Annotated in this window: 15 protein-coding genes and 1 other annotated feature; of the genes, 2 read left to right on the forward strand and 13 right to left on the reverse strand. The window is 38.5% G+C overall.

Translation table 11 applies throughout. The annotated features are described in order from the left end of the window. Positions 1 to 124: 124 nt before the first annotated feature. The 13 genes from N782_RS18460 to N782_RS18515 all read right to left on the reverse strand — a co-directional run bounded on the left by N782_RS18460 (position 125) and on the right by N782_RS18515 (position 12458). Positions 125 to 406, reverse strand: coding sequence for a DUF1292 domain-containing protein (locus tag N782_RS18460; RefSeq protein WP_036823782.1), 282 nt, complete (start codon positions 404 to 406; stop codon positions 125 to 127). A gap of 8 nt (positions 407 to 414) precedes the next feature. After that, the gene (ruvX, locus tag N782_RS18465) at positions 415 to 831 is read right to left on the reverse strand and encodes a Holliday junction resolvase RuvX (RefSeq protein WP_036823785.1); all 417 of its coding nucleotides are present in this window, start codon (positions 829 to 831) and stop codon (positions 415 to 417) included. A 1-nt stretch (position 832) separates the two neighbouring features. Next, positions 833 to 1105 (reverse strand): IreB family regulatory phosphoprotein, encoded by a 273-nt coding sequence (locus N782_RS18470; RefSeq protein WP_036823788.1) that lies wholly within the window; start codon positions 1103 to 1105, stop codon positions 833 to 835. Between the two features lie 90 nt (positions 1106 to 1195). Beyond that, complete coding sequence (gene alaS / locus N782_RS18475) at positions 1196 to 3841, reverse strand: alanine--tRNA ligase (protein WP_036823791.1); 2646 nt, start codon at positions 3839 to 3841, stop codon at positions 1196 to 1198. Positions 3842 to 3936: 95 nt separating this feature from the next. Further along, positions 3937 to 4167 (reverse strand) — a binding site (T-box leader). Positions 4168 to 4280: 113 nt separating this feature from the next. Next, positions 4281 to 5354: an AI-2E family transporter gene (locus N782_RS18480; protein WP_237582691.1), complete on the reverse strand. Its 1074-nt coding sequence runs from the start codon at positions 5352 to 5354 to the stop codon at positions 4281 to 4283. Between the two features lie 93 nt (positions 5355 to 5447). Next, positions 5448 to 5594: a YrzQ family protein gene (locus N782_RS21165; RefSeq protein ID WP_084103161.1), complete on the reverse strand. Its 147-nt coding sequence runs from the start codon at positions 5592 to 5594 to the stop codon at positions 5448 to 5450. A 23-nt stretch (positions 5595 to 5617) separates the two neighbouring features. Continuing rightward, positions 5618 to 5806 carry a hypothetical protein gene (locus N782_RS18485; protein WP_036823794.1) on the reverse strand — a complete coding sequence of 63 codons (189 nt, stop codon included), beginning with the start codon at positions 5804 to 5806 and terminating at the stop codon, positions 5618 to 5620. A 137-nt stretch (positions 5807 to 5943) separates the two neighbouring features. Further along, positions 5944 to 8271: an SF1B family DNA helicase RecD2 gene (gene recD2, locus N782_RS18490; protein ID WP_052111433.1), complete on the reverse strand. Its 2328-nt coding sequence runs from the start codon at positions 8269 to 8271 to the stop codon at positions 5944 to 5946. Between the two features lie 15 nt (positions 8272 to 8286). After that, positions 8287 to 8958, reverse strand: coding sequence for a tetratricopeptide repeat protein (locus N782_RS18495; RefSeq protein ID WP_036823800.1), 672 nt, complete (start codon positions 8956 to 8958; stop codon positions 8287 to 8289). A gap of 117 nt (positions 8959 to 9075) precedes the next feature. Continuing rightward, the gene (gene mnmA, locus N782_RS18500) at positions 9076 to 10188 is read right to left on the reverse strand and encodes a tRNA 2-thiouridine(34) synthase MnmA (RefSeq protein WP_036823801.1); all 1113 of its coding nucleotides are present in this window, start codon (positions 10186 to 10188) and stop codon (positions 9076 to 9078) included. 13 nt (positions 10189 to 10201) lie between these two features. Beyond that, positions 10202 to 11347 carry a cysteine desulfurase family protein gene (locus tag N782_RS18505; protein ID WP_036823803.1) on the reverse strand — a complete coding sequence of 382 codons (1146 nt, stop codon included), beginning with the start codon at positions 11345 to 11347 and terminating at the stop codon, positions 10202 to 10204. A gap of 24 nt (positions 11348 to 11371) precedes the next feature. Next, positions 11372 to 11791 (reverse strand): cysteine metabolism transcriptional regulator CymR, encoded by a 420-nt coding sequence (gene cymR / locus N782_RS18510; RefSeq protein ID WP_036823805.1) that lies wholly within the window; start codon positions 11789 to 11791, stop codon positions 11372 to 11374. Further along, the gene (locus N782_RS18515; protein ID WP_052111434.1) at positions 11724 to 12458 is read right to left on the reverse strand and encodes a YczE/YyaS/YitT family protein; all 735 of its coding nucleotides are present in this window, start codon (positions 12456 to 12458) and stop codon (positions 11724 to 11726) included. Before N782_RS18515 ends, cymR begins: the two co-directional genes overlap by 68 nt. Before the next feature lie 284 nt (positions 12459 to 12742). Between N782_RS18515 and N782_RS18520 the strand changes: the two genes are divergently transcribed. After that, positions 12743 to 14017: a replication-associated recombination protein A gene (locus N782_RS18520; protein ID WP_036823807.1), complete on the forward strand. Its 1275-nt coding sequence runs from the start codon at positions 12743 to 12745 to the stop codon at positions 14015 to 14017. A 165-nt stretch (positions 14018 to 14182) separates the two neighbouring features. After that, positions 14183 to 14893 (forward strand): RsfA family transcriptional regulator, encoded by a 711-nt coding sequence (locus N782_RS18525; protein ID WP_036823814.1) that lies wholly within the window; start codon positions 14183 to 14185, stop codon positions 14891 to 14893. Positions 14894 to 15034: the final 141 nt, after the last annotated feature.

The following is a 15034-nucleotide window of genomic DNA, read 5'->3' on the forward strand; positions in this document are numbered from 1 at the left end:
ACTATTTAAGTATCGGACCCAATACTTTTCAGAATATCTCGAATCCAAGCCTTCAACATAATGGGGCTATTGTGTAATAACGATATAAAAAAAAGCCTACCAGCGGCAGGCTTTTTTTTGTCAGTTATTCGTCATCTTCTGTGAAAGTATTTAATACTTCCTCAACCATTTCCCATTCTTCATCCGTTTCAATTTGATAAAGGGCTAAATCGTCTTCATCGTCATCTTTTTCTTCATAACGGAATGCAAAGACTTCTACTTCCTCTGTCTCTTGTTGCTCTACTGGAACAACTGCGATGTAAGAATGACCTGTTTGATCTACATCGAATTTAAACAAGACTTCAAATAAATGTTCTTCCCCATTCTCATCTGGGATAATAATGCGCTCTTTTTCTTCTAGTGCCATGGTTTCACCTATCCTTTCGAATCTAAATAGCCCTGCAATATAATGACAGCTGCCATTTTATCAATTACTTTTTTTCGTTTTCCACGACTCATATCTGCGTCTAATAACACTCGCTCCGCAGCCATCGTCGTTAACCTCTCATCCCATAAATCTACAGGGAGGTTGTAGTGTTCTCTAAGTTTCTCTGCGAACTCCTGACAAGCTTCGCCACGTTCGCCTATCGTACCATTCATGTTTTTTGGGAGTCCAACAACTAGCTTTTCCACTTCATGGTATTTCATGTATGGATCTAGTTCTTTGAAAGCTTTCTCATAGTCGCCTTCTTCCCAATAAAGTGTTGTAATGCCTTGGGCAGTCCAACCGAATGCATCACTTACTGCGACGCCTATCGTTTTTTCTCCTACATCTAGCCCGATTATCTTCATGTTACTCCTCTTGTTGCTGTTGTTGTTCTAGATAGAATTTAACTAATTCCTCGATTAGCTCATCACGTTCTATTTTTCGAATCATATTTCGTGCATCTTGATGACGTGGGATATAAGCTGGATCCCCTGATAAAAGATATCCTACAATTTGATTTATAGGGTTATATCCTTTTTCTTTTAACGCTTCATGAACAGAAAGTAAAACCTCTTTAACGTTATCATCAAATGGTTCTTCTGCGAAATTAAATTTCATAGTCTTGTCCATGGAACTCATCGAATCACCTCTTTAATAGATGTACCCACTTATCTCCTCCATGTATGCATGAAATTGACAATGTATACGTATTTATTCCATTATAACGAATTATTGGCTCGAAGACACAGATTCAACATATGTTTTTGCATAGGAAAGTGCTTCTTCTACTTGTTCAGGGTTTTTCCCACCTGCTTGTGCCATGTCTGGACGACCACCGCCGCCGCCGCCACAGCGTGTTGCAACTTCTTTAATTAAATTCCCTGCATGATAGCCCTGGTCAATTAAATCTTTTGAGACACCGGCTGCAAGTTGTACTTTACCATCATTTACGGCTGCAAGAATAATAATACCAGATGTCATTTTTTGCTTCACATCATCTACCATATTACGCAATGCATTCATATCAGAAACATCGACTTGTTTCGCTAGCAGGTGTACCCCTTCTACTTCTTCAAATTGATCAAGAATAGACGAAGCTTCCATATTGGCAAGTTTTGCAGCATAAGAATCTTTCGCACGTTGGATGTCTTTCATTTCTTGATACAATCCTTCAATACGTTCAGGTACGTTTTCTGGCTTTGTCTTTAATAAATCGGCAGCCTGATGAAGAATTTGTTGCTTTCCGTTCATGAACTGATATGCACCTTTACCTGTAACAGCTTCAATACGACGTGTACCAGCACCGATACCAGATTCTGATACTATTTTAAACAATCCTACTTCAGCTGTGTTCATTACGTGGCAGCCGCCGCAAAGTTCAACGGAATAATCGTTCATTTTTACGACACGTACAGTGTCTCCATATTTTTCACCAAATAGAGCCATAGCTCCCATCTCTTTTGCTTCATCCAAAGAATGGTAATCTATCGCTACCGGGATGGACTCCCATACTTTTTCGTTTACGATTGTTTCAATTTGTTCCAGTTCTTCTGTTGTTACAGAACCAAAGTGGGAGAAGTCAAAACGTAAACGATCTGGAGAAACCAATGAACCTGCCTGGTTTACATGGTCACCTAGTACATCTTTAAGAGCTTGATGTAGTAGATGAGTAGCTGTATGGTTTTTCACGGTGTGGGAACGAGAAGAATGCTCTACGCTCGCCTTCACCTGGTCCCCTTTTCGAATCGTTCCTTCTTGAACAATAGCATGGTGTAGATGCTGCCCATTAGGGGCTGTTTGTACATCTTGAACAGCCAACGTTGCTTCTTCCGTTTGGATCCAACCTTTGTCTGCAATTTGTCCACCGCTTTCGGCATAGAAAGGTGTTTGTTCTAGGAAAAGATAAACCTCTTCCCCTTCATGAGCTTCTGAAGTGAAATCCTTCTGTTTCACAAGTTCTGTAATAGTTGTATATGTTTCTGTCTCATTGTATCCAACGAAATCACTTTCTACAGTTACTTCACCTAGTACACCTTCTTGAACACTCATTGAGTCCACTTTTTGCCTAGCATTACGAGCACGCTCACGCTGACGTTCCATTTCTTGTTGAAAGCCTTCTTCATCTAATGTGAAACCTGCATCGTGAACATATTCTTCTGTCAGTTCTTTTGGAAATCCGTATGTGTCATACAAACGGAATACCTCTGTCCCTGGGAAAACATTTTTTCCTTTAGCTGTTTCTTGTTTAATGATGTCTGTTAATCTGGAAAGTCCATCATTCAGTGTCTCGTGGAAGCGGTCTTCCTCTGTTTTGATCACATTTGTAATGAAGTCCCGTTTTTCTTTTACTTCAGGGTAGAAATCATTCATGATATCTGCCACATATGGTACCAAATGATACATAAATGGCTTTTGAATACCAATTTGTTTAGCAAAACGAACGGCTCTTCTTAGAAGACGACGCAGAACGTATCCTCTTCCTTCATTAGAAGGTAAAGCACCATCACCGATAGCAAAGGTAACTGTACGGATATGGTCCGCAATAACTTTATATGCTACATCCTTTTCAGGGTCATCTCCATACTTTCCATCTGTGTACTGTTCTGTTTGCTCAATGATTGGTTTGAACAAATCGGTTTCAAAATTGGTAGGAGTATCCTGAATAACCGATACGATTCTCTCTAATCCCATGCCTGTATCAATGTTTTTCTTAGGTAGAGGCGTGTACGTGTCATCTGGATTATGGTTGAATTGGGAAAACACTAAGTTCCAAATTTCTAAATAGCGCTCATTCTCTCCTCCAGGATATAGCTCTGGATCTTTCGGATCGTTCCCATACTCTTCTCCGCGGTCATAAAAAATCTCTGTATTTGGACCACTAGGACCTTCTCCAATATCCCAGAAATTCTCTTCCAGTCGGATGATGCGCTCCTCAGCCACACCAACTTTATCTCTCCAGATTTCATATGCCTCATCATCTTCTGGATGAACTGTTACACTTAATCGATCTGGTTCAAAACCAATCCAATCAGGACTCGTTAAAAATTCCCATCCCCATTCAATTGCCTTTTCTTTAAAGTAATCACCGATGGAAAAGTTACCAAGCATTTCGAAGAAGGTATGATGTCGCGCTGTTTTTCCCACATTCTCAATATCATTGGTACGAATCGATTTTTGTGCATTTACAATACGCGGATTGTCAGGAATCACTCGACCATCAAAGTATTTCTTTAGCGTCGCAACACCACTATTAATCCAAAGTAAAGTAGGATCTTCATGAGGGACTAATGATGCACTTGGTTCAACACTATGGCCTTTTTCCTTGAAAAAATCCAAGAACATTTGGCGAACTTGAGCAGACGTTAATGTTTTCATTATATTTTCCTCCTTGGATAGGTTTGTTAAATTCTTTAGATATGAGAAGTACTATAAAAATTTGACCATAAAAAAACTCCCGGCCTGCAATATACTGCAGGGACGAGAGTTAACTTTCGCGGTACCACCCTGGTTATGAATGGAAATCCATTCATCACTCAATGAAGACACTGTCTTCCATCGCTATAACGGCGCGTACCCGGCGGAAATTAACCCGCACTCCGGATTAGCCTTCCATGACTCTTCCTCCAAAGCACCTTCCAGCCAAGGGTGCTTCTCTCTATTTTGGAGAGTGTGTCACGTACTCGATCCATCGTCGAATTTTTATATAAAGATGCTCTTTTCATAACGTCTATAGACGGTCTTTTCGAGCTCACTTATATTTAATACAAGTCTAAGTATATGGTATCAAAAATTATAGAGAACTCTTGTTTAAATGTCAAACCTTGTGACGGTGCAATCGAATATGATGTATGAACACCCTAATGATAGTAAGGACCGGAACAGCAATAATCATACCAATAATGCCAGCTAGCTTTTCTCCTACTAGTAAAGCTAGAATGATTAGAACGGGGTGAATGTGTAAACTTTTCCCTACTATAAAGGGTGATAATAAATTGCCTTCTAAAATTTGAACAATCAACACGATTAATGCTACAAACAAGACCATCTTTACTCCCATGGTTAAAGAGATTATCAATGCTGGTATTGCTCCAAGAACAGGACCAAAATAAGGAATGACATTCGTAACTCCCATGATACCACCAAGAACAAGTGGGTACTTCATCCCAATCAGCCATAATAGAAGAATCGAAATTATTCCCACAAAGAAACAAACAAGCAACTGGCCTCGAATGTACCCTCCTAGACTCTTATCAATTTCTCTCAGAACTTCCTTGCCTTCATCTCTATACTTTGAAGGGGTGAATTGCCATAACATATTCTTCATAATAGGAAAATCCTTCAACATATAAAAAACTAATACGGGTATGACAGCAATGATAATTACTAGATCAAATACTCCGGTTAATTTTGTACCAATTGATGCTACTACATCTTCCCCCATTTGTTCCATATTCAACAGAATATTATCCATGCGATCATGAACCGATTCTGGTAAGAAAGATGTCTTTTCATACATACTGTATATCCACGTTCGATACGTGTCCACAAAACTTGGTATATTATGAAATAAATCTTTTAACTGCTTCAAAAAAACTGGATAGGTTTTATAAACGACATAACCTACACCTCCGAAGAAGAATAGGTAAATAATCGTAATAGCTAACCACCTTGGCAGATTTTGTTCATGGAGCTTTTCCACGATAGGATGAAGTAAATAAGCAAGAAACATGGAAATAACAAATGGTATCAATAGTGTAAAAATAACTTGTAAGAAGGCATCATAGAAAGGATACAACTTCATGAGCAAGAAAATAATTAACAGTACTAATAACGTTAATACGCTTCGATAAATCCACTTCATGGTTCTCCCCAGTTGTTGATCAGCCAATGTGTACACCACCTTCCAGCACCTCTGTGATCAAAAAGTCATCCAAAAGTATAAAAAGGACAGACCCTTTACTAGCAGTCTGCCCAATTTGCATTATTGAAATGCTCTTTTTACTCTCTTTCGCATACGCTTCATTGATTTTTGAGAAAAGAAATTGTTGTTTTTACCTCTTCTTTTTCTCCTTGAGTAAAGTGCGGCACCTACTCCAAGAGCTGCAAGAGATGTGAATGTTCTATTCATCCGCTTCACCACCCTAAATGGATTTACCATTGGGCTGCTTGTTCTTCTTCTCCAAACAAATCATCGAGAGAGCTCAGGGAACCATCTTCTTCTACCTGATGAACATGAACTTTACTATCGGTAATAGAAAGCTCAATAAAACAGTTCCAGCAATAATATTGGTTACTTCCAATTTTTCCGATATCTTTCCGTTTACAATTTGGACAATGCATACAGTAGGCACTCCTTACTGAATAGTTCCTTCTGCAAGACATTGTTACCAAATCATTGCCAAAACATACATCAAAGTTGAAAATTGACACCCAATGGTAGGTTCACCGAAGAGGTGAACACCTATAGTATGTGCGGATCACATAAAGTCATAAGGGGAAAGTTCTTCCTCGTTTTCATTTACAACTTCAGTAGATGCTTCATTAAATAACTCGTCCAGACGTTCGTGTAAGGAGGTGTATCGACGATTGGTATCAACTGTCTCCACACCTCGTCGAAATGCTTGTTCATCTCCACAAATTATCAGTGATTTTTTACTACGAGTAACTGCTGTATAAAGCAAATTACGTCGCAACATTCTTGAGTAGCTTCTTACCACAGGTAAAATGACTATCGAGAATTCACTCCCTTGTGATTTATGTATGGATGTACAATACGCATGCATTAATTGCGATAAATCTTTACGCAGATATTCTACTTCCTTACCCTCAAACGATACAACAAGTTTTTCCTTTTGCTCTTTTGTCTCATCTTCCTTAAAGATAGCGGCGATTTCACCTATATCACCGTTATAAACACCTGATTCAGGTTGATTGACAAGCTGAATCACTTTGTCTCCTGTTCGATAAATCACTTCTTTTGTTTTCATTTCTCGTTTCTGTCGACTAGCAGGATTCGCTAACTGCTGAATTTCTTGATTAAGACGATGGATACCAATTTTCGATCGGTACATAGATGCTAAAATTTGGATATCTTTTAACCTATGGCCTTTTTCCATCGCTTTCTCATACACAGTTTGTATTACATGAAGTACTTGATGCTCTACACAAGATATAAAATTAAAATCTTTTGCTTTTGCCAATGACTGAGCATCGCATTTTCCTTGCTTCATATCATGGGCTAGTTGAATAATTTTGGATCCTTCTTTTTGACGATATACTTCTTTAAGCTGTGTTGCAGGAATTAAGTTTGTTGTAAGAAGGTCAGAAAGAACTTGACCAGGACCTACAGAAGGTAACTGATCTTCATCACCAACGAGTAACACTTGCATATCAGATGGAATAGCCCTAAATAGCTGATTGGCTAACCAAATATCAACCATGGAAAATTCATCGATAATAAGGATTTTTCCATCTAATTGATGATCCTGGTCTCGCTCAAAGGTTTCTCCACCGTTCCATCCTAATAACCGATGAATGGTAACCGCTGGTATTCCAGTCGATTCATTCATCCGTTTGGCTGCACGTCCAGTCGGAGCTGTTAATAAAAACGGGAAAGGTTCTTCAGAATCATAATCAGCAGGCTTTAATGATTTACGATTTAATTTTGCATAGGCCGTTACAATTCCTTTTATAACCGTAGTCTTTCCAGTACCAGGTCCCCCTGTTAGAATCATTAAATTGGAATGAAGAGCTTTTTCAATTGCGTCGAATTGTTCTTTACCATAGCTTATCTCTTCCTCATCTTCTATTTCTCCAACAATCTTCATAAGCTCTGCCTGGGAATACTCGTCTTCTATTTCTCCCATTAATAAGCGATGCAATTGCTCAGCAAAACCTGATTCAGCATAGTAAAGGGAGGGTAAATAAATATTCCCTTCCTCCTGAATTAATTTTTCTTCCTCTGCAAGCTGATTGATTTCTCGGGAAATAACTTCAGCTGTAACGGTAGAAATTTCATTATTTAAAACGCGTTGGACTTCTTCAACTAATACATCGTATGGTGCAAACACATGCCCTTGCTGGGACCATTCGTTTAGTGTATATAGGCACGCTGCCTGTATTCGTGTAGGGTGATCATAGGCAATATTATGCTTTGCTGCAACCTCATCAGCACGCTTGAAACCAAATCCATTTATATCAAAGACAAATTGATAAGGGTTTTCTTGTAAGATTTCTAAAGCACGATCTTGATACGTTTCATATATTTTTTGTGCCATTTGTAAACCGAACCCATATTCAGAAAGCGAAATAACAATATGCTCAAAGCCTTGATGCTCTTTAAGATCTGCTACTAGTTGATCTGCTTTTTCTTGCTTTAAATATGGGACCTCCTGTAATACGGAAGGATCCTGAAGAATCTTTGAAATTGCTTGTTCACCAAGAACCCCTACAATTCTTTCTGCAGTCCTTTTTCCAATCCCATAAAATAAATCGCTTGATAAATAGAGTACGACCCCTTCCTTTGAGGTAGGGATTTCTTTTTGATAGTGCTCGACATTATACTGTTCGCCGAATTTAGGATGTTGGATTAGGTCGCCATAAAATATGTAATGTTCCTTTTCATCTAGACGTGTAAAATGACCTTTTACAACCATTTCGCTCTCTTCAATGGATTCATTCGTTTCTACAATATGTATTAAGGCAATGGAAAAGTGCTCATCCTCATTATGATAAATCATCCGGATGAGCTCTCCTTTAATAAATCCTTTTTCGGCTATGAATTGTTCTTCCATTTGCTTTTCCATTGCGATGTACTCCTTTTATTCCTCTGAATCTTGGCTTAGAGCTTCTTCCACTTTTGCTTTTGCGTGAGAAGCTAACATGTGATCAGGTTGAATTTCTAGTGCTTTCTCAAAATGCTGCATGGCTTGATGAGGGTCCTCTTTATACAGTAATGCTACCCCTAGGTTATAATGAGCATCACTATGTTCATCATTTAGTTGAATCACCTTATGAAATGTACCGATGGCATCATCAATTAAATCTACCTGAGCTAAACACATCCCATATTGAAAATGTATCTCGGCATCCTCTGGGGATAATTCTGTAGCACGTAATAAATACGGCATCGCTAACTTAAATTGTTCTTGATATAGAAGCGTTAGCCCTAGCATGTAATAGGCATCACTTTCTTCTAGACCTTTTTGGATTGCTTGTTGGAATGGTTTTTGAGCTTTTTCATATTGCTCTTGTTCATAATATACATTACCTAACCCATAATAAGCTGTGGCTGCATCCTGATCTACTTCTATAGCCTTTTCGAAAAAGCGTTCTGCTCGCTCAGGGTCATTCATATGAAGAAGGAGATTACCAAAATTGATATACCCCAATGGTTCATTAGGATTCTCATCAATTGCTTTTGTAAAGCTTTGAGCTGCTTCTTCGTATTTTTGTTCCTGCATGTATTGTATTCCTTGATTGAGATGATCCATATTCGTTTCCTCCCGTTTATTTCTAACAAAATTATACCATCTATTACCATGAGGTGTTGGTTCTAGTTCGCCTGAGTCATATGCAAAGAAATCCCTAACTCAATAGAGTCAGGGATATTAACCTACATAAGAGATATACTCATTATTTTTCACGATTTCATCAATCGTGCCTCCACCAAGACAAACTTCATTATCGTAAAGTACAACAGCCTGACCAGGAGTAACAGCACGTTGCGGTTCATGGAACTCTACCTTTGCATGCGTTTCATCAACTGGAGTAACTGTGACAGGAGTATCTTCTTGACGATAACGGAACTTCGCCGTACAAGTAAATGCTTCTGTTGGTGCCTCTCCAAGAGCCCAGTTTATTTCAGATGCTTCTAAACCATCTGAATATAGCAAGTCGTTATGATAACCTTGTCCAACATATAAAATGTTATCTTCAACATTCTTACCAACGACAAACCAAGGCTCGCCTGGACCACCAATACCTAGACCTTGTCTTTGCCCCAATGTATAATACATTAGTCCATCATGCTTCCCTTTCACTTCGCCTTCCATTGTTTCCATGTTTCCAGGTTGTGCAGGAAGATATTGACTAAGGAATTCCTTGAAGTTTCTTTCTCCAATAAAACAGATACCTGTTGAGTCTTTCTTTGTTGCCGTAGCTAGATCATGTTCTTTCGCTACATCTCTTACTTCGCTTTTATCTAAATGACCTAGCGGGAACATAACCTTAGAAAGAACATCTTGGGACAACTGATTCAAGAAATAGGTTTGGTCTTTATTGTTGTCCTTACCTCTTAACATTTCATAGCGATCACCATTTTTACGGACTTGAGCATAATGTCCTGTAGCTAAATAATCTGCACCAAGAGACATGGCATGATCTAAAAATGCTTTAAACTTAATTTCTTTATTACACATTACATCAGGGTTTGGAGTACGCCCAGCTTTATATTCATTTAGGAAATAGGTAAATACCTTATCCCAATACTGCTTCTCAAAATTCACCGCATAATACGGAATATCTAATTGATTACATACGCGGATTACATCTTCATAATCTTCTGTAGCGGTGCAGACGCCATTTTCATCTGTGTCGTCCCAATTTTTCATGAAAATACCGACAACATCATAGCCTTGTTCTTTTAATAACAATGCTGCAACAGATGAATCAACGCCGCCTGACATCCCAACTACAACACGGGTATCTTTTGGGTCTTTCATTGTTGTCACCACCTTAAGATGTCTTTGTTAATCGTCTAATGACTTTTGCTACTTTGCGTGCGCCTTCTTGCACATTTTCTTCTGTATTAGCAAGCCCGAAACTAAAACGGACGGAACTGGTAATTCGTTCATCCCCTTCACCGAACATAGCACGTAACACATGAGAAGGTTCAACAGACCCTGCTGTACATGCTGAGCCACTAGAGGCAGCAATTCCATCTAAATCAAAATTAGTAAGCAGCGTCTCTACATTCAATCCAGGAAAATGAAGATTAACTATGGTAGGCACATTAATTCTCCCACCGTTAATAGCAAAATCAATTTCCTCTTCTTTCAGTGTATCAAGAAACAGCTTTTTATACCGCTTATGCGTTTGTAGACGTTCTTTTTGATTTTCTTTCATCAATTCTACAGCTTTCGCAAAACCATGAGCAGCTGCTGTATTTTCTGTACCAGGTCTGCGTTTTCGCTCTTGTTCACCACCGTGTTGTTGTGGATGCAAGCTTACGCCGTCTTTAGCATACAACGCTCCAATCCCTTTTGGTCCATTAATCTTGTGTGCAGATAGCGTTAATAAATCAACGTTTAATGCATCCACTTGAAGAGGAAGTGCTCCATAAGCCTGGACGGCATCCGTATGGAACAACGCTTGATGCTCTGCTAAGGTTGCGCCGATCTCCGCAATTGGCTGAATACTTCCTGTTTCATTATTCACATACATCACAGATACTAAGATCGTATCTTCACGTAGTTCAGCCTTCAAATCATCAATGGATATCAATCCAGCTTCATTTACAGGTAAATACGTAACTTCAAAACCTTCTACCTCTAACTGTTCAGCTGGGTGAAGAACAGCATGGTGTTCAATAGCTGTGGTAATAATATGCTTACCTAAATGCTGATTGCCTTTAGCAGCGCCCATTACCGCTAAATTATCCGCTTCTGTGCCACCGCTTGTAAAGATGATGTCTTTCTCTTGAGCTCCTATACTTGTGGCAAGTACGTTACGTGCATCATCTAATATTTTACGTGCTTTTCTACCAAATGAATGGACACTAGATGGATTACCATATACGTCTTGCATGACAGGTACCATAGCTTCTACCACTTCATTGCTTATTGGTGCAGTAGCTGCGTGATCGAAATAAATCGGGTTCATGAATACGCCTCCCTTCTCTTTTGTTTAAATATAGAACATATACGCTTCTTGGTCTTCAGAATCATCATGTTGAGCTAAATCATATAATGTGGTTGTATCAAGCACTTCTTTAACTGCATCACGAATTCTCATCCATAAAGCTTGTTTAGCTGGTTCTTCATCTTCTATACCTTCTACAGGACTAATTGGACCTTCTAATACTCTTATAACATCCCCAGAAGTAATTTGATTTGGATTACGAGTTAGCATGTAACCACCATAAGCACCACGAACACTTCTAACTAATCCAGCATTTCGTAACGGTGCAATCAGTTGTTCTAAATAATGCTCTGATAATTGATGTTCGCGAGCAATTGATTTTAAAGATATTGGTCCATCACCGTATTTTTTGGCTAGAGCGATCATGATGGTTAGACCGTAACGACCTTTTGTTGAGATTTTCATCTCGTTCACCTCTCTGAATACAGTAATCTAACAGTTTTTTCGATTGAGGCAATGAATAGCCTACGATAGTACCTAAAAAGAATGCAATAAATATTGTACCGACTCCTACAGGTCCACCTAACATCCAACCTAGTAGAAAGACAATAATTTCTATACCATTTCGGACCCATTGAACACTAAGGCCAGTTAAGTCACGAATAACCAACATCAGCCCATCTCTTGGTCCAGCTCCTAACTCAGGAGCAACGTAAATTCCAATTCCATATGCAAGTACAACAACGCCAAGGACAAACACAACAATATTCGTCCAGACTGCTTGAGGGTCTGGTAATATAAATAAAAATACATCAATAAAAACGCCAATTAATAACATGTTTAAAATAGTACCGATTTGTGGAAAGGACTTTGTCACAGCTGAAGTAAAGCCAACAACGACAATACCAGCTATTATAGACCAAGTGCCAACGGTTAATCCAAACTGTTTATTTAACCCCACATGGAAAACATCCCAGGGGCCGATACCGAGCATTTCTGCTTGTATAGTTAACGAAATTCCAAATGCTAAAATAATTAACCCAATAACAAAAAAAGACCAACGAATCATCAATTCTCTGAAGGACGATTGTTTTCGAATGATCTGAGCTTGTGAATTCTTAGATTGTCCCATATCGCATACTCCTTTCTGCGATAAAAATACGTAAAGTATGCAAACATTGCTATTATAGCACGAATTGCATGATTCTTGCATTTTATCTGCTACATCTATAGGCTAAAATAAAATATAAATCATTCAATAATCAAACTAAAACTATAAATTGCTTTTTATAAAAAGTAAAGGAATCAGCCCTGTAAATAGTGATGGGTTCCCTACAGAAGATAGGCGCTGGAACTAAGTATTACATAACTAAAAATCCCATTATCATTACATATTCCATAAAGGAGCGAGCTTACATGAACCAACAACCTCTAGCATTTCGCATGCGCCCAACACACATTAACGACATTATTGGTCAAGAACATCTTGTTGGGGAAGGTAAAATGATTCGACGCATGGTAGAAGCAGATCGTCTTGCTTCTATGATTCTATTTGGACCTCCAGGAACAGGAAAGACTTCATTGGCGATGGCCATTGCTAAGACCTTAAACCTTCGCGTAAAAACATTAAATGCCGTAGTGGATAAGAAAAGGGACATGGAAATTGCCGTAGAAGAGGCAAAAATGTCTGGACAACTTGTTCTTATTTTAGATGAAGTGCATCGATTAGACAAAGGCAAACAAGACTTTTTGCTACCTCATATTGAAAGTAATTTAATCACTCTAATTGGTTGTACAACTAGTAACCCATACCACTCTATCAACCCTGCCATTCGAAGCAGATGTCATTTATTCGAAGTTGAGCGACTTGGGATAGATGAAGTAAAAGAATCATTATATCGGTCCATGAATGATGAAGTAAATGGATTAGGCTCGTATACTATTGATATTTCAGATGAAGCAATTGACCATTTTGCTCATTCAGCAAACGGAGACTTACGTGCAGCCCTTAATGGTCTTGAACTTGCGGTGTTTTCAACTCCTGTTAATGAAGAGAACACAGTAGTGATTGATTTAGATACTGCTGAACAATGCATGCAAAAGAAAAGTTTCTCACATGATAAAGATGGAGATGCACATTATGATGTTCTATCAGCTTTCCAAAAATCAATTCGTGGAAGTGATGTTCATGCTTCTCTTCATTATTTAGGTAGATTGATTGAAGCTGGTGACTTAGACAGTATTGCCAGAAGAATGATTGTAGTTGCCTATGAAGATATCGGTCTTGCAAATCCTCAAGCAGGACCAAGAGCGATAGCAGCTGTTGAAGCAGCTGAACGTTTAGGCTTTCCAGAAGCTCGCATTCCATTATCCAACGCCATTGTAGAATTAGCCCTTTCCCCTAAATCAAACTCTGCCTACAAAGCATTGGACGCTGCATTACATGATATTCGTAATGGGAAAAGTGGAGATGTACCTAAACATTTAAAAGATGCTCACTATAAGGGTGCAGAGAAATTAGGAAGAGGTGTGGAATATAAATACCCTCACAACTATGAGAATGGTTGGGTGAATCAACAATATTTACCTGATTCTATTAAAGATGCCATCTATTATTCACCCAAAAAGACAGGAAAATTTGAAAAAGGACTAAGTCAAGTATATGAAAGTATAGAAAATAGAAGAAAATAGTGTTTTTCTCATTACCATAGGTATATTTTTCTTTTTTCCGTTAACAATAGAACCAAATATAACAAACTAGTTTTATAAAAATGAAAAGGTTAATAGGGAGTGTTTATTAGGAAGTTTCGTCCTTATAAACATCCTGGAAAAGGAGAAAAGGAGATGGAAAATACTATGGTAAAAGTAAGACAAGATGCATGGTCACACGAGGATGATTTATTACTAGCCGAGACTGTACTTCGCCACATAAGAGAAGGTAGTACTCAATTAAAGGCCTTTGATGAGGTTGGAGATCATTTGAATCGCACTTCAGCAGCATGTGGATTCAGATGGAATGCAGAGGTTCGTACAAAATATATTCAAGCTATTGAAATTGCAAAACGTCAGCGAAAAGAAAAGAAACGTGCTCTAGCAAATCAACAACAAACGGAGAGAACTTCCCTTCAACCAGCAATGGTCTTCTCTAACGAGGATGAAGATGATTTTGAATGGGACGGGTCAACTAAACATGAAACAGTTGCAGTTCAAGAGCCTGTAAAGCAACCAACTATCGAACAGCCAAAGCAACCAGCAGCTACTGTATCCTTTGATCAAGTCATTCAACACATGAGGGAACTAAAATCTCACTATAATGCGTCTCATCAATCTCAATCTAAAGTAGCAAAGCTAGAACAAGAGAATGAAACGCTACGTACCGAAAATGAAAAGCTAGAAAAACAACTTTCACATATGGAGAAACAATACCAAACGGTTCAAGAAGATTATAAAGTACTAATCAATATTATGGATCGTGCACGTAAAATGGTAGTCTTTGATGAAGACGACCAATCCAAAGCAGCATTCCGCATGGAGAAAAACGGAAACTTAGAACAAGTAGCAAGATAATAGGTTCGTTTAAATATATACTACAGAATAAAAGACAACCTTTAGTGGGTTGTCTTTTTTATTATTTGGCTTTCTCTTGATATTCCATGATCGCCCCATTATCTTGAAGACTTGAAGTCGAGATATTTTTAGCAGCTGGTG

Source organism: Pontibacillus yanchengensis Y32 (genome assembly GCF_000770635.1).
Lineage (GTDB): Bacteria > Bacillota > Bacilli > Bacillales > BH030062 > Pontibacillus > Pontibacillus yanchengensis.

Bases quoted from the DNA above. Each gene is read 5' to 3' on its own strand.
- N782_RS18485 (WP_036823794.1), bottom strand. From the start codon at position 5,806: ATGCATTGTCCAAATTGTAAACGGAAAGATATCGGAAAAATTGGAAGT.
- N782_RS21165 (WP_084103161.1), bottom strand. From the start codon at position 5,594: ATGAATAGAACATTCACATCTCTTGCAGCTCTTGGAGTAGGTGCCGCA.
- N782_RS18470 (WP_036823788.1), bottom strand. From the start codon at position 1,105: ATGAGTTCCATGGACAAGACTATGAAATTTAATTTCGCAGAAGAACCA.
- alaS (WP_036823791.1), bottom strand. From the start codon at position 3,841: ATGAAAACATTAACGTCTGCTCAAGTTCGCCAAATGTTCTTGGATTTT.
- N782_RS18520 (WP_036823807.1), top strand. From the start codon at position 12,743: ATGAACCAACAACCTCTAGCATTTCGCATGCGCCCAACACACATTAAC.
- recD2 (WP_052111433.1), bottom strand. From the start codon at position 8,271: ATGGAAAAGCAAATGGAAGAACAATTCATAGCCGAAAAAGGATTTATT.
- ruvX (WP_036823785.1), bottom strand. From the start codon at position 831: ATGAAGATAATCGGGCTAGATGTAGGAGAAAAAACGATAGGCGTCGCA.
- mnmA (WP_036823801.1), bottom strand. From the start codon at position 10,188: ATGAAAGACCCAAAAGATACCCGTGTTGTAGTTGGGATGTCAGGCGGC.
- N782_RS18495 (WP_036823800.1), bottom strand. From the start codon at position 8,958: ATGGATCATCTCAATCAAGGAATACAATACATGCAGGAACAAAAATAC.
- N782_RS18505 (WP_036823803.1), bottom strand. From the start codon at position 11,347: ATGAACCCGATTTATTTCGATCACGCAGCTACTGCACCAATAAGCAAT.
- N782_RS18525 (WP_036823814.1), top strand. From the start codon at position 14,183: ATGGTAAAAGTAAGACAAGATGCATGGTCACACGAGGATGATTTATTA.
- N782_RS18460 (WP_036823782.1), bottom strand. From the start codon at position 406: ATGGCACTAGAAGAAAAAGAGCGCATTATTATCCCAGATGAGAATGGG.
- N782_RS18515 (WP_052111434.1), bottom strand. From the start codon at position 12,458: ATGGGACAATCTAAGAATTCACAAGCTCAGATCATTCGAAAACAATCG.
- cymR (WP_036823805.1), bottom strand. From the start codon at position 11,791: ATGAAAATCTCAACAAAAGGTCGTTACGGTCTAACCATCATGATCGCT.